The 13,105-nt window shown below is 58.8% G+C and carries 9 protein-coding genes; 7 read left to right on the forward strand and 2 right to left on the reverse strand.

Annotated features, from left to right (window positions below):
• Window positions 1-252: 252 nt before the first annotated feature.
• The 3 genes from KOL70_RS21310 (at window position 253) to KOL70_RS21320 (ending at window position 4,801) form a co-directional block, all read left to right on the forward strand.
• A complete protein-coding gene (locus tag KOL70_RS21310; RefSeq protein ID WP_371824677.1) occupies window positions 253-1,827 on the forward strand; it encodes an ABC transporter substrate-binding protein in 1,575 nt (524 codons plus the stop codon).
• A 170-nt stretch (window positions 1,828-1,997) separates the two neighbouring features.
• Window positions 1,998-3,500 carry a helicase HerA-like C-terminal domain-containing protein gene (locus tag KOL70_RS21315; protein ID WP_215481551.1) on the forward strand — a complete coding sequence of 501 codons (1,503 nt, stop codon included), beginning with the start codon at window positions 1,998-2,000 and terminating at the stop codon, window positions 3,498-3,500.
• A 23-nt stretch (window positions 3,501-3,523) separates the two neighbouring features.
• Window positions 3,524-4,801, forward strand: a complete 1,278-nt coding sequence (locus KOL70_RS21320; RefSeq protein ID WP_058757214.1) for a DUF445 domain-containing protein — start codon at window positions 3,524-3,526, stop codon at window positions 4,799-4,801.
• 115 nt (window positions 4,802-4,916) lie between these two features.
• Here KOL70_RS21320 and lptG read toward each other — a convergent pair whose 3' ends face one another.
• A complete protein-coding gene (lptG, locus tag KOL70_RS21325; RefSeq protein WP_159377948.1) occupies window positions 4,917-5,993 on the reverse strand; it encodes an LPS export ABC transporter permease LptG in 1,077 nt (358 codons plus the stop codon).
• Complete coding sequence (gene lptF / locus KOL70_RS21330; protein ID WP_031279533.1) at window positions 5,993-7,093, reverse strand: LPS export ABC transporter permease LptF; 1,101 nt, start codon at window positions 7,091-7,093, stop codon at window positions 5,993-5,995. Before lptF ends, lptG begins: the two co-directional genes overlap by 1 nt.
• A 267-nt stretch (window positions 7,094-7,360) precedes the next feature.
• On the opposite strand from lptF, the gene pepA reads away from it, so the two are divergent.
• The 4 genes from pepA to KOL70_RS21350 all read left to right on the forward strand — a co-directional run bounded on the left by pepA (window position 7,361) and on the right by KOL70_RS21350 (window position 13,097).
• The gene (gene pepA, locus KOL70_RS21335) at window positions 7,361-8,872 is read left to right on the forward strand and encodes a leucyl aminopeptidase (protein WP_021506719.1); all 1,512 of its coding nucleotides are present in this window, start codon (window positions 7,361-7,363) and stop codon (window positions 8,870-8,872) included.
• A gap of 335 nt (window positions 8,873-9,207) precedes the next feature.
• Entirely contained in the window at window positions 9,208-9,666 is a 459-nt protein-coding gene (locus KOL70_RS21340; protein WP_058757215.1) for a DNA polymerase III subunit chi, read from the forward strand.
• Window positions 9,667-9,671: 5 nt separating this feature from the next.
• Window positions 9,672-12,527: a valine--tRNA ligase gene (locus tag KOL70_RS21345; protein WP_058757216.1), complete on the forward strand. Its 2,856-nt coding sequence runs from the start codon at window positions 9,672-9,674 to the stop codon at window positions 12,525-12,527.
• Window positions 12,528-12,590: 63 nt separating this feature from the next.
• Complete coding sequence (locus KOL70_RS21350) at window positions 12,591-13,097, forward strand: GNAT family N-acetyltransferase (RefSeq protein WP_370586218.1); 507 nt, start codon at window positions 12,591-12,593, stop codon at window positions 13,095-13,097.
• Window positions 13,098-13,105 lie beyond the last annotated feature (8 nt).

Below are 13,105 nucleotides of genomic sequence, written 5' to 3' on the forward strand. Positions count from 1 at the left end.
TAGTCGCTCAGCTTAATTAATCAGAAAAAATCATACTTCCATACCAGAGCTTATTCTTATCAATAACCGCTTATTGGCTCAATGCGCAACGTCTGAGCGGTTTATTTCCTGAATATGGCAGCGCGCGCACAAAATAACCGATTAGTTAATTGCCGGTATTAATTGTTATTTCCGGCACAGCTCAGAACAAACCGGCATTTAGCCAGCAGCGCGACAGCGATAAAGTCGTCGCATCAATTACTCAGGATAATCATGATGCGAGCACTCTTATTGTTCTTCACCTTATTCAGCAGCGCCTTTGCCCTGCAGGCCGCCACGCCAAAAGACACGCTGGTGGTGGCCGTGCCGCTCGACGGCATTATCAGCTTCGATCCGGCAGAAAGTTTTGAGACGGTCAGCAACAGCGTGCAGCGCAACATTTATCAAACGCTGGTAGAGGCCGATCGCGATGCGCCACAAAAACTCGCGCCGCTGCTCGCCACCTCATGGCAGCCCGGTAGCACGCCGCACAGCCTGGTGTTCAATCTGAAACCGGATGCGCATTTCGTCAGCGGTAACCCGGTGACCGCGCAGGACGTAGTGTTTTCGCTGACGCGCGCGGTGCAGCTCAACAAAGCCCCGTCGTTTATTCTCGCTGAGTTTGGCTGGACGGCGGACAACATCGCCAGCCAGTTGCGGGTTGTGAACGATCATCAGCTGGAGATTCAGTGGCCGGCGCAAATTGGTCAGGATCTGGCGCTGCGCCTGCTGACCGCGCCGGTGGCCTCGGTGGTGGACAGCAAAACCGTGCAGCAGCACATCACCGCCAACGACAGCGGCAACGGCTGGCTGCACACTCACTCCGCGGGCAGCGGCGCATTCAGCATCCAGCAATACGTGCCGCAACAGGCGCTGGTGCTGAGCGCAAATCCGCACGCCAGCCCGCAGCCGCAGCTGAAACGCATCCTGCTGAAAGGCGTGGCCGATGCCGGTGCGCGCCGCCTGCTGATTCAGCAGGGCGATGTCGATGTGGCTTACCAGCTGGGCCCGGACCAGATCGATGCGCTGAAAAACGACCAGCAGTTGCGCATCGAGGCCTTCCCGTCGAGCCTGGTCTATTACCTGGCATTTAATACGCAAAACAAAGCGCAGCCGGCGCTGGGTAACCCGGCGCTGTGGCAGGCGGCGCGCTGGCTGGTGGATTACAACGCCATTTCACGCGATCTGCTGAAAGGCCAGTACCGTATTCACCAGAGCTTCCTGCCGCAGGGCTTTGATGGCGCGCTGGAGAATCAGCCGTTCCATTACGATGTAGCCAAAGCCAAAGCGATTCTGGCGCAGGGCGGTATCAGGCCCGGCAGCAAGTTCTCGCTGACGGTGATCAACCAGCCGCCGTACATCGACGTGGCGCAGGCGCTGCAGGCCAGCTTTGCCAAAGCCGACGTGCAGATTGAGCTGCAGCCGGTGGCGGAATCGGAACTGTGGGGCAAAATGCGCGGACGTGATTTCCAGTCGATCTTTATTTACTGGGGCGCCGACTATGTGGATCCGAATACCAACGCCAGCGCCTTTGCCTATAACGTGCCGGGCGGCTCGAAAACGCTGGCGTGGCGCGTTGGCTGGGAGATTCCCGAACTGAGCGCGCAGACGCGCACCGCAGCCGGTGAGAGCGACGCCAGCCAGCGCCGCGCGCTGTATACCGCGCTGCAACAGCGCGTACAGCAGGATTCGCCGTTCGTGGTGATGCTGCAGGGCGCGCAGCAGGTGGCGGTGCGCAATAATGTCAGCCACGTGCAGCAGGGCATCGGCGTGAGCCTGCTGTTTTTCGATGCGGTAGAGAAGAGGTAGGTCGGTGCGCGCTGCCCCTCATCCCAGCCTTCTCCCGCCCGCGGGAGAAGGGCCGATCGCGCGGGCAGCAACCGGAACTCCCCTTATTTTTCACCCAAATATCCCTCTCTCTCCCGCGCACCGCTTGCTATTCTTTGAGTCATTACGCAATGCCGGAGAGCGCAAACATCATGACTACCCCACTGCTGATCGCCCAGACGCCTGACCTTCAACTGCATCTGCTGCCCGCCATGGCTAACCGTCACGGACTGATAACCGGTGCGACCGGCACCGGTAAAACCGTGACGCTGCAAAAGCTGGCAGAATCCTTCTCCGCCATCGGCGTGCCGGTGTTTATGGCCGATGTCAAAGGCGATCTTTCCGGCATTGCGGCCGCGGGCGACGGCTCGGAAAAGCTGCTGGCGCGGCTGGCGAAGATTGGTGTCACAGACTGGCAGGCGCAGAAAAATCCGGTGATGCTGTGGGATATCTTCGGCCAGCAGGGCCATCCGGTGCGCGCAACGGTGTCCGATCTCGGCCCGCTGCTGCTGGCGCGACTGCTCAGCCTCAATGAGGTGCAGTCCGGCGTGCTGCAAATTATCTTCCGTATCGCCGACGATCAGGGCCTGCTGCTGCTGGATTTCAAAGATTTGCGCGCCATGACGCAATACATCGGTGATAACGCCAAAGCGTTTCAGACGCAGTACGGCAATATCAGCAGCGCCTCGGTGGGCGCCATTCAGCGCGGCCTGCTGGCGCTGGAGCAGCAAGGTGCCGAACACTTCTTTGGTGAACCGATGCTGGATATCCGTGACTGGATGCGCTGCGACGCTGACGGCAAAGGCTTCATCAATATCCTGGCAGCGGAAAAGCTTTATCAGCAGCCGAAACTCTACGCCACCAGCCTGCTGTGGCTGCTGGCGGAACTGTATGAACAGCTGCCGGAAGCCGGCGATCTGGAAAAACCAAAGATGGTGTTCTTCTTTGACGAAGCGCATCTGCTGTTTAACGACGCGCCGCCGGTGCTGCTGGAGAAAGTGGAACAGGTGATTCGCCTGATTCGCTCGAAAGGCGTTGGCGTGTACTTTGTTACGCAGAATCCGGCGGACATTCCGGATAATGTGCTCGGTCAGTTGGGTAACCGCGTGCAGCATGCGCTGCGTGCCTTCACGCCGAAAGACCAGAAAGCGGTGAAAAGCGCCGCCGACACGATGCGCGCCAACCCGGCGTTTAATACCGTGGAGGCGATTCAGGCGCTGGGCACCGGCGAGGCGCTGATCTCTTTCCTCGATGAGAAAGGCAGCCCGTCGATGGTGCAGCGCGCCATGGTGATCGCGCCGGGCTCGCGCATGGGGCCGGCCACTCCTGATGAACGCAACAGCCTGATCAACCATTCGCCGCTGTACGGCAAATACGACAGTGCCGTTGATCGCGAATCGGCGTTCGAAATGTTACAGCAAGGCGTGCAGGCCGCGCCGCAGCAGGCCGATGCGCCGCCCGGCAAAGGCAATAGCGTGGCGGTGGATGACGGCATTCTGGGTGGGCTGAAAGAGATTCTGTTCGGCAGCACCGGGCCGCGCGGCGGCAAGCGCGACGGCGTGGTACAGAGCGTGGCGAAAAGCGCGGCGCGCCAGGTGACTAATCAGATCATCCGCGGCGTGCTGGGCAGTCTGCTCGGTGGACGCCGCCGTTAATCGCCCTCTGCTATGATCGTGGTATGGATAAATATCAACAATTAAAACGGAGCAAGCGTCTGGCCCTGTCGCTGCTGCTGATTGCCGCCGCGACCTTTGTCGTGACGCTGTTTCTGCCGCCCACGTTCTGGGTGCTGGGGCTGAAGGCGATTGCCGAAGCGGCGATGGTCGGCGCGCTGGCCGACTGGTTTGCGGTGGTGGCGCTGTTTCGTCGCGTGCCGGTGCCGTTCATCTCGCGCCATACGGCAATCATTCCACGCAACAAAGATCGCATCGGCGAGAATCTTGGCCGCTTCGTGCAGGAGAAGTTTCTCGATACCGATTCGCTGCTGGCACTGATTCGCCGCCACGATCCGTCACAGCTGCTGGCGCAGTGGCTCAATACGCCGGGCAACGCCGATCGCATTGGCCGCCATCTGCTGCAGGTGATGCGCGGTTTCCTCGATCTTACTGACGATCAGCGTATTCAGCGCTTTTTGCGCCGCGCGGTGCATCGCGCACTGGATAAGGTCGATCTGACCCAGTCCAGCGCGCTGCTGCTGGACAGCCTGACCAAAAACAATCGCCATCAGGAGCTGCTGGACGCTGCGGTGCAACAGCTGCTGCGTCTGCTGCACAAACCCGGCACGCGCGAGTTTATCGCGCTGCAGATTGTTCGCTGGCTGAAACGCGAACATCCGATCAAAGCCAAAGTATTGCCGACCGAATGGCTGGGCGAACACAGCGCCGAGCTGGTCGCCAACGCGGTGGATTCGATTCTCGATGAAGTGGCGCGCGACCAGGGCCACGAATTTCGCCTCGGTTTTAACCGCGCGGTACAGCGCCTGATAGAGCGACTGAAAAGCGATCCGGAGATGGCCGAACGCGCTGAGACCATCAAACACTGGCTGAAAGAGGATGAGTCGTTTAACCGTTACATTGGCGAGCTGTGGCAGGACCTGCGCCGCTGGCTGAAGAGCGACCTCAACAGTGATGATTCGCGCGTGCAGGAGCGGGTGCGGCTGGCGGCGCTGTGGCTGGGCGAAACGCTCGCCGCCGATGAAGCACTGCGTACTTCAATGAATCAGCATCTGGAAGACGCTGCGCGCAGTGTCGCGCCGGAGTTTGCGGCGTTTCTCACCCGTCACATCAGCGATACGGTGAAGAGCTGGGATGCGCGCGAGATGTCGCAACAGATTGAGCTGAACATTGGCCGTGATTTGCAGTTTATCCGCATCAACGGCACGCTGGTGGGCGGTACCATTGGCCTGGTGCTGTTTTTGCTGTCGCAGCTGCCGGGCTGGGTGCAGACGTTGCGTTAACGGTGCGGGCATTGACCTGGCTGGCATGAATAAAAAAGGTCGCCATGAATGGCGACCCTACGGTAACGGTGCGGGAATGACAGGGGCGCCCTGAATCGCGCCCCTGCAACCATCACTACCGCCGCTTTAGCAACAGGTACAAACTGATGGCGAAGAACGCGCCGCTTGGCAGAATCGCGCCCAGCACCGGCGGTAAACCGTACACCAGACTCAGTGGCCCAAAGATCTGATCCAGCACGTAGAACAGGAAGCCAAAGCTAATGCCGGTGACCACGCGCACGCCCATCGATACGCTTCGCAGCGGACCAAAGATAAACGACAGCGCCATCAACATCATCACCGCCACCGACAGCGGCTGGAAGATTTTGCCCCACATATTCAGCAGGTAGCGCCCGGATTCCTGGCCGCTCTGTTTGAGATATTTGCTGTAGTTATACAGACCGCTGATCGACAGCGCGTCCGGGTCCAGCGCCACCACGCCCAGCTTGTCTGGCGTAAGATTGGTTTTCCATTCGCCGCTCAGGCTCTGTGAACCGGTAATCTGCTTCGGATCTTTCAGGTCCGACTCATCCACCTGCGACAGCTCCCACAGTTTGCGATCTTTATTCCAGACCGCGGTGGCAGCATAGCGCACGCTCAGCAGACGCCGCTCGTCGGTAAAGCGATAGATACTGACGCCGTCGATCTCGTTGTCGCCTTTAATGCGCTCAATGTAGATAAAGTCGTTGCCGTCTTTCGCCCACAGGCCGTTTTGCGTCGATACCAGCGAGCCGCCGTACAGCTGCTGCGCCCGGTAGTTACGCGCCATCTGCTCGCCCTGCGGGGCGACAAATTCGCCCACCGCCATGGTCAGCAGCACCAGCGGAATCGCGGTTTTCATTACCGCCAGCGCCACCTGCAGACGGGTAAAGCCGGAGGCCTGCATCACCACCAGTTCGCTGCGCTGCGCCAGCGTGCCCAGCCCCAGCAGCGCGCCCAGCAGTGCCGCCATCGGGAAGAAGATCTCGATATCTTTCGGCACGCTGAGCAGCGTGTAGTAACCGGCATCCAGCGCGGTATACGCGCCCTGCCCGGTTTTACGCAGCTGATCGACGAACTTAATGATGCCCGACAGCGACACCAGCATGAACAGCGTCATCATGATGGTGTTGAAGATGGTTTTGCCGATATAGCGGTCAAGGACCTTAAACATCACACGGATCCTCCACGGCTAAAGCGCGCGCGGAAACGGCGCATCGGCACGGTATCCCATACGTTAAGCGCCACCGCCAGCGCCAGATACGCCAGGTTGACCACCCACATCCAGATCGCCGGATCAAACCGGCCTTTCGCCGCGTTGGAGCGCAGCGAGCTCTGCAGCAGGAAGAAGATCAGGTAGAGTAACATTGCCGGCAGCATCGACAGCACGCGGCCCTGACGCGGGTTAACCACGCTGAGCGGCACCACCATCAGCGCCATCACCAGCACAGCGAACACCAGCGTCAGACGCCAGTGCAGCTCCGCCTGGAACTGCGGCGTTTTGGTTTTTATCAGCGTGCTGATATCGGCCTGATCGGCATCGTTAGGATCGAGCACCGCCTCTTTGTACCCCACCAGCGCCTGATAATTGACGAAGTCGGTAATACGGAAGTCACGCAGCAGCGCCGTGCCTTCAAAGCGTGTGCCTTTGTCCAGCGTCACGGTCTGCGAGCCATCTTTGTGCTGCTCCATGTGACCGCTGTCGGCCAGCACCACCGATGGCCGTGCATTGCCCTTCGGTCGCAGCTGCGCCAGGAACACGCTGCCGAACTTGTTGCCTTTCACGTCTTCGACGAACAGCACGGTATTGCCGTCGCTGGAGGTCTGGAACTGCCCCGCCGCCAGCGCAGCCGCTCCCGGGTTGGCTTTGGCATTTTGTGTCACTTCATCCTGATAGCGCGAGGACCACGGGCCAAGCCAGATCACGTTGACCGCCGCCACCAGCGAGGTGAACAGCATCAGGATCATCGCCGCTTTAATCAGGACACCTTTACCCAGCCCGCAGGCGTGCATCACCGTAATTTCACTTTCGGTGTACAGCCGCCCAAGGGTCATTAAAATCGCCAGAAACAAGCTTAGAGGCAGGATAAGTTGTGCCATTTCAGGCACGCCAAGTCCTAACAATGTCAGAACCAGATTTGTTGGGATTTCGCCATCCACCGCCGCACCCAAAATCCTGACTAACTTCTGGCAAAAGAAGATAAGTAGCAGGATGAACAGGATAGCCAGCTGGCTTTTGAGCGTTTCCCGAACCAGATATCTAATGATGATCACGCTTAGTACGCCTGTGAAAACTTGTCTTTTTGCAGGAAAATCGCTAGTTTCAACGCTTATCAGCCATTTTTCTTCATCAATGGCCGTCTTGGTAGCTAAAATAGTATGACGAACGCGTTAGGGTGGTGAAAAAACAACACATTGTCACCCCACTCATTATGGCCGCCGGCGTTAAATTGTCATGGCGTCGCAACAAATTAATGGGTTACGAACGCGCTACATTCTAACGACAGCTAAGGCCGTTGTCTTTAAGATTCAGGAGAGTGCATGGAGTTCAGTGTAAAAAGCGGTAGCCCGGAAAAACAGCGCAGCGCCTGCATTGTGGTTGGCGTTTTCGAACCGCGTCGTCTGTCACCGATTGCCGAGCAGCTGGATAAGATCAGCGATGGCTACATCAGCGCGCTGCTGCGCCGCGGTGAGCTGGAGGGCAAAGTGGGCCAGACGCTGCTGCTGCACCATGTGCCAAATATTCTGTCCGAACGTATCCTGCTGATCGGCTGTGGTAAAGAGCGTGAGCTGGATGAGCGCCAGTACAAACAGGTGATTCAGAAAACCATCAATACCCTGAACGACACCGGTTCAATGGAAGCGGTGTGCTTCCTGACCGAATTGCACGTTAAAGGGCGCAATACCTACTGGAAAGTGCGCCAGGCGGTAGAAACCTCTAAAGAGGCGCTGTACAACTTCGACCAGCTGAAAAGCAACAAAGTTGAGCCGCGCCGTCCGCTGCGCAAGCTGGTGTTCAACGTGCCGACCCGCCGTGAGCTGACCAGCGGTGAGCGCGCTATTCAGCACGGTCTGGCCGTTGCCGCCGGCGTCAAAGCGGCGAAAGACCTGAGCAATATGCCGCCGAATATTTGTAACGCCGCGTATCTGGCATCGCAGGCACGTCAGCTGGCCGATGCGTACAGCAAAAACGTTACCACCCGCGTGATTGGCGAACAGCAGATGAAAGAGCTGGGCATGAACGCCTATCTGGCGGTCGGTGCCGGTTCGCACAATGAGTCGCTGATGTCGGTGATTGAGTACAAAGGCAGCAGCGACGCCGATGCGCGCCCTATCGTGCTGGTAGGTAAAGGGCTGACCTTTGACTCCGGCGGCATCTCCATCAAACCTGCCGAGGCGATGGATGAGATGAAATATGACATGTGCGGCGCGGCGTCGGTGTACGGCGTGATGCGCATGGTGGCGGAGCTGAATCTGCCGCTGAACGTGGTCGGCGTGCTGGTGGGCTGTGAAAACATGCCGGACGGGCGCGCGATGCGTCCGGGCGACGTGCTGACCACCATGTCCGGCCAGACGGTTGAAGTGCTGAATACCGATGCCGAGGGCCGTCTGGTGCTGTGCGATGCGCTGACCTACGTTGAGCGCTTCGATCCGGAAGTGGTGATTGACGTCGCTACCCTGACCGGCGCCTGCGTGATCGCGCTGGGCCATCACGTCAGCGGGTTGATGTCGAACCACAATCCGCTGGCGCACGAGCTGATCAGCGCATCAGAGCAGTCGGGCGACCGCGCTTGGCGTCTGCCGATGGCCGATGAGTATCAGGAGCAACTGGAATCTAACTTTGCCGATATGGCCAACATCGGTGGCCGTCCGGGCGGCGCAATTACCGCCGCCTGCTTCCTGGCACGCTTTGCGCGCAAATTTAACTGGGCGCATTTGGATATCGCCGGCACCGCCTGGCGCTCCGGTAAAGCCAAAGGCGCGACCGGCCGTCCGGTGCCGCTGCTGTCGCAGTTCCTGCTGAACCGCGCTGGCCTGAACGGCGACGATTAAGAGCCGGGGCGAATGCTGCAACGGTGCGTATGGATGCGTTTGGTACCCTGCGGCCATTGAAACGGTGCGCATGAATGCGCACCCTACGGGTGTGATGGTGCGTATAAATGCGTTAAATACCGTGCGGCCATTGGAACGGTGCGCATGAATGCGCACCCTACGGGTGTAATGATACGTATCACTGCGCACCCTACGGTGTAGGGTCGCCGTTCACGGCGACCTGATTATCAGCCGCACGGTTTACAGGGTCGCCATTGATGGCGACCTTATTATTGGACGCCGCAATCTTACTGTCGCACAATGCGCCCCACTGTCATTGATGGAAATAACCTGCCATGAAAAACGCCACCTTCTTCGTCATGGAGTCTGAAAGCGCCAGCGACGGCTTAAGCGCCATCGAAGCGCTGGTGTGCGAGTTGGCCGCCAGCCGCTGGCGAGACGGTAAGCGCATCCTGATTGCCTGCGAAGATGAACAGCAGGCCAATCGGCTGGATGAAGCACTGTGGCAGCGTCCGGCCAACGCCTTTGTGCCGCACAACCTGGCCGGCGAAGGCCCGCGCTATGGCGCGCCGGTTGAGCTGGCCTGGCCGCAGCGACGCGGCAGTGCGCCGCGCGATCTGCTGATCAGCCTGCTACCGCAGTTCGCAGATTTTGCTACCGGTTTCCATGAAGTGATAGACTTCGTACCTTATGAAGAATCCCTGAAACAACTGGCGCGCGACCGCTATAAAGCGTATCGCAGCGTTGGTTTCCAATTGAATACGGCGACGCCACCCCCGCCGCAAACGACATAGCAGATATGGAAAAGACATATAACCCGCAAGATATCGAGCAGCCGCTCTACGAGCACTGGGAACAGCAGGGCTACTTCAAACCGAATGGCGATACCAGCCAGGAAAGCTTTTGCATCATGATCCCGCCGCCGAACGTCACCGGTAGCTTGCATATGGGTCACGCCTTCCAGCAAACCATCATGGATACCATGATCCGCTACCAGCGCATGCAGGGTAAAAACACCCTGTGGCAGGCAGGTACGGACCACGCCGGTATCGCCACGCAGATGGTGGTTGAGCGCAAGATCGCCGCTGAAGAGGGCAAAACGCGTCAGGATTACGGTCGTGACGCCTTTATCGAAAAAATCTGGCAGTGGAAGGCTGAATCCGGCGGCACCATCACCCGCCAGATGCGTCGCCTTGGCAACTCGGTTGACTGGGAGCGCGAGCGCTTCACCATGGATGAAGGCCTGTCCAACGCGGTGAAAGAAGTCTTCGTCCGTCTGTACAAAGAAAACCTGATCTACCGTGGCAAGCGCCTGGTGAACTGGGATCCGAAACTGCGCACGGCGATCTCTGACCTCGAAGTGGAAAACCGCGAGAGCAAAGGCTCAATGTGGCACATTCGCTATCCGCTGGCGGACGGCGTGAAAACTGCCGAAGGCAAAGATTACCTGGTGGTGGCCACTACCCGTCCGGAAACCCTGCTGGGCGATACCGGCGTGGCGGTCAACCCGGAAGATCCACGTTATAAAGATCTGATCGGCAAAGAGGTGATCCTGCCGCTGGTGAACCGTCGTATTCCGATCGTCGGCGACGAACACGCCGATATGGAGAAAGGCACCGGCTGCGTGAAGATCACCCCGGCGCACGACTTCAACGACTACGAAGTGGGCCGTCGTCACAAGCTGCCGATGATCAACATCCTGACCTTTGATGGCGACATCCGCGAGCGTGCGGAAGTGTTCGACACCAACGGTGAAGTCAGCGATGCCTGTTCCGATGAAATTCCGCCGCAGTTCCAGAAGATGGAGCGTTTTGCCGCGCGTAAAGCGATTGTCGCCGCCGTTGACGAGCTCGGCCTGCTCGACGAAATCAAACCACACGATCTGACGGTGCCGTACGGCGACCGCGGCGGCGTGGTGATCGAGCCGATGCTGACCGATCAGTGGTACGTGCGCACGGCCCCGCTGGCGAAAGTCGCGGTGGAAGCGGTAGAAAACGGCGACATTCAGTTTGTGCCGAAGCAGTACGAAAACATGTACTTCTCGTGGATGCGCGACATCCAGGACTGGTGCATCTCGCGTCAGCTGTGGTGGGGCCACCGCATTCCGGCCTGGTACGATAACAACGGTAACGTCTATGTTGGCCGCAGCGAAGAAGAAGTGCGTCAGGAAAACAATCTGGCCGCCGACGTGACGCTGCGCCAGGATGACGACGTGCTCGACACCTGGTTCTCTTCCGGCCTGTGGACATTCTCTACGCTGGGCTGGCCGGAGAACACCGAAGCGCTGCGCACCTTCCATCCTACCAGCGTGCTGGTGAGCGGCTTCGACATCATCTTCTTCTGGATTGCGCGCATGATCATGCTGACCATGCACTTCATCAAAGATGAGAACGGCAAGCCGCAGGTACCGTTTAAAACCGTCTACATGACCGGTTTGATCCGCGATGAAGAAGGCCAGAAGATGTCCAAGTCGAAAGGCAACGTCATCGATCCGCTGGATATGGTGGACGGTATTTCGCTGGAAGATCTGCTGGAGAAACGCACCGGCAATATGATGCAGCCGCAGCTGGCTGAGAAGATTCGCAAACGCACCGAGAAGCAGTTCCCGGACGGTATCGTGCCTTCCGGCACCGATGCGCTGCGCTTCACCCTCGCCGCGCTGGCGTCCACCGGTCGTGACATCAACTGGGATATGAAGCGCCTGGAAGGCTACCGCAACTTCTGTAACAAGCTGTGGAACGCAAGCCGCTTCGTGCTGATGAACACCGAAGATCAGGATTGCGGCCAGAACGGCGGCGAGCTGAAGCTGTCGCTGGCGGATCGCTGGATCCTGACGGAATTCAACAGCACCGTGAAAGCGTACCGCGAAGCGCTGGATAGCTATCGCTTTGATATCGCAGCTAACATTCTGTACGACTTCACCTGGAACCAGTTCTGTGACTGGTACCTGGAGCTGACCAAGCCGGTGATGAACAGCGGCAGCGAAGCGGAGCTGCGCGGCACGCGCAACACGCTGGTGACGGTGCTGGAAGCGTTGCTGCGCCTGGCACATCCGATCATCCCATTCATTACCGAGACCATCTGGCAGCGCGTGAAAGTGCTGAAGAACATCGATCACGATACCATCATGCTGCAGCCGTTCCCGCAGTATGACGCGGCGAAGGAAGACGCGGAAGCGAAGGCCGATATCGAGTGGATGAAGCAGGCGATTGTGGCGGTGCGTAATATCCGTGCCGAAATGAACATCGCGCCAAGCAAGCCGCTCGACGTGCTGCTGCGCGACTGCTCGCCGGCGGCGCAGCGTCGTGTTGAAGAGAACCGCAACTTCCTGTCGCGCCTGGCGCGTCTGGAAAGCCTGACCATTCTGCCAGCCGGCGAGAAAGGTCCGGTCTCGGTAACCAAGATTGTTGATGGCGCGGAGCTGCTGATCCCGATGGCAGATCTGGTCAACAAGGAAGCCGAGCTGGAGCGTCTGGCGAAAGAGCTGGTGAAGCTGGATGTCGAGATCGAGAAGATTCAGACCAAACTGGCTAACGAAGGCTTTGTATCGCGCGCACCGGAAGCGGTGGTAGCGAAAGAGCGCGAGCGCGTAGCCGAGCTGGAGCAATCAAAAGCAAAACTGATTGAACAGCAGGGCGTGATTGCGGCATTGTAAGCGCTTCAGTCCTGACGCTTAATCGAAGCCGGGCACTGCCCGGCTTTTTTCTATCGGAAGATTATGATGACCACCGCCACGCCACTTAACCTGCAGGTGCGCCCGATTGTCGCCGCAGATAATCCGCGGATTGCGCAGGTGATCCGCGATGTCTCCGCCGAGTTCGGCCTGACGGCGGATAAAGGTTATACCGTGTCCGACCCGCAGCTCGATCGGTTGTTTGAACTTTACAGTGCGGCAGACAGCGCTTACTGGATCGTGGAGCATGAAGGTCAGGTGGTCGGCGGCGGCGGCGTGGCGCCACTGGCCTGCAGCGCACCGGATATCTGTGAGTTGCAGAAGATGTATTTCCTGCCGTCGGTGCGCGGACTGGGGTTAGCGCGCGAACTGGCGCTGCGCGCAATGGATTTTGCCCGCCAGCGCGGGTTCCGGCGCTGCTACCTGGAGACCACCGGCAGCCTGACGCGTGCCATTAAACTCTATCAGTCGCTGGGCTTTGAACAGATTGCGGACGCGATGGGCTGTACCGGCCACGTGGATTGCGAAGTGAGAATGCTGCGGGTGTTGTGAGGGAAAAA

The organism is Pantoea sp. B270, from assembly GCF_018726825.1.
In the GTDB taxonomy this organism is placed as follows: Bacteria; Pseudomonadota; Gammaproteobacteria; order Enterobacterales; family Enterobacteriaceae; genus Pantoea; species Pantoea dispersa.

Bases quoted from the DNA above. Each gene is read 5' to 3' on its own strand.
- KOL70_RS21310 (WP_371824677.1), top strand. From the start codon at position 253: ATGATGCGAGCACTCTTATTGTTCTTCACCTTATTCAGCAGCGCCTTT.
- KOL70_RS21315 (WP_215481551.1), top strand. From the start codon at position 1,998: ATGACTACCCCACTGCTGATCGCCCAGACGCCTGACCTTCAACTGCAT.
- KOL70_RS21320 (WP_058757214.1), top strand. From the start codon at position 3,524: ATGGATAAATATCAACAATTAAAACGGAGCAAGCGTCTGGCCCTGTCG.
- lptG (WP_159377948.1), bottom strand. From the start codon at position 5,993: ATGTTTAAGGTCCTTGACCGCTATATCGGCAAAACCATCTTCAACACC.
- pepA (WP_021506719.1), top strand. From the start codon at position 7,361: ATGGAGTTCAGTGTAAAAAGCGGTAGCCCGGAAAAACAGCGCAGCGCC.
- KOL70_RS21340 (WP_058757215.1), top strand. From the start codon at position 9,208: ATGAAAAACGCCACCTTCTTCGTCATGGAGTCTGAAAGCGCCAGCGAC.
- KOL70_RS21345 (WP_058757216.1), top strand. From the start codon at position 9,672: ATGGAAAAGACATATAACCCGCAAGATATCGAGCAGCCGCTCTACGAG.
- KOL70_RS21350 (WP_370586218.1), top strand. From the start codon at position 12,591: ATGATGACCACCGCCACGCCACTTAACCTGCAGGTGCGCCCGATTGTC.